Here is a 1285-nt window from a genome sequence, read left to right as displayed (position 1 = left end):
GTAAAAACGTTGGTAAAGGAAAAGAAAGAGTCGAAATTACTCTGGTTAGCTAACCGATTTCAGCGTTCAGTATTTCTGAACGCTGATTAAAAAATATCAAATTGACTCTCTGACCGCGAGAACTAACATTCACGCACTTTGTTCATATCGTTTCAAGATAGCGTTGACACTCATTTTGGAAATGTAAATGAAGGCTTTGATTGAGGTTCTTGACGGGCAGGTGCAACACTGTCCGATAAATCAAAAGTTTGATATTAGCTCGACGGATTTTTACATTGTCTTAAACCATAACTGTGCTTTGGAGTTATGTGATTCTAAAGGCATTAAACAGCTTATCGACCCACCTTGTTTGGTCGCTATTGGCGCGGATTTCAAAGGGCAACTCGCCATCAATTCGTTCGTAGAAAATGCCAATATTTCGGGTTTCAGACTGGCTGCGTGTTTCATCGAGAAACTCAATCAACAGTTGAACTTCCGCGAGCTTTGCGATGGCGTGTTCTCGGGGAATGTGGCGGTGAGTTTCACTTTACGTCCGGGAATCGTGGATATTTACTCAGCATTAAAAGCAATGGTGAAAAAGGGCTGTGGTAACCGTTCAAACGATGAATTGCTCGATATCAACAGCATGCTTTTGTATTTGTTGATGCACTTTGAGCAGAGCGCCAGTCAGGCAGAAACTCGTTCATATTCTTCGTTGTCTTCACGTATTCGCGCGCTGATTTCTAAAGATCTAACGAAGCCGTGGACGCTTAAAGAAATTGCGAAACTGGTTTACATGAGTGAGTCGACGGTAAAAAGAAAGTTGAACAAGGAAGGGACGACGTTTACTGACGTGCTGCAGGCTGCACGACTAGATACAGCACAACAAATGGTGTGCAACAGCGACGCGAGTGTCAGTGCAATAGCTGAGCTGTGTGGTTTTAATCATGCTTCTTATTTTGGGTCTTGTTTCAGAAAAGAATATGGTGCCACACCGCTTGCTTATCGAAAACAAGCCCAGCTCAGAGCGAGTTGATCGTATTGAATAACAAAACGCCCGATACAAAATCGGGCGTTCTCTTGAATATGATGGGGGATGATTACTTAAACCGTTATTACTTCTTTTCTTGCGCGCAACGACGTTAAAATTTGAGGCAGTAAAGACATCACAATCATGCCCACCATCAAGCTGTATTGGAGTGGGGTAAAGTTTTCACCCAACAGCAATAACCCAGAGACGATCCCTGCAATCGGGTTGGCAATGCCACCAAACGTAAAGTCGACCACAGACATGCGTTGCAACAAC

General features: G+C 43.4%; 1 protein-coding gene and 1 pseudogene. One reads left to right on the top strand and one right to left on the bottom strand.

The genetic code is table 11. The annotated features are described in order from the left end of the window. Positions 1-187 precede the first annotated feature (187 nt). A complete protein-coding gene (locus R8269_RS24750; protein ID WP_318222847.1) occupies positions 188-1015 on the top strand; it encodes an AraC family transcriptional regulator in 828 nt (275 codons plus the stop codon). Positions 1016-1083: 68 nt separating this feature from the next. Here the strand turns inward: R8269_RS24750 and R8269_RS24745 are convergent. Beyond that, positions 1084-1285, bottom strand: a pseudogene (locus R8269_RS24745) (EamA family transporter); the annotation flags it as partial.

The sequence above is a fragment of the Vibrio sp. Vb0667 genome, from assembly GCF_033391095.1.
The sequence above is the reverse complement of the archived record's forward strand: the minus strand, read 5'-3'. Positions and strand labels throughout refer to the sequence as shown.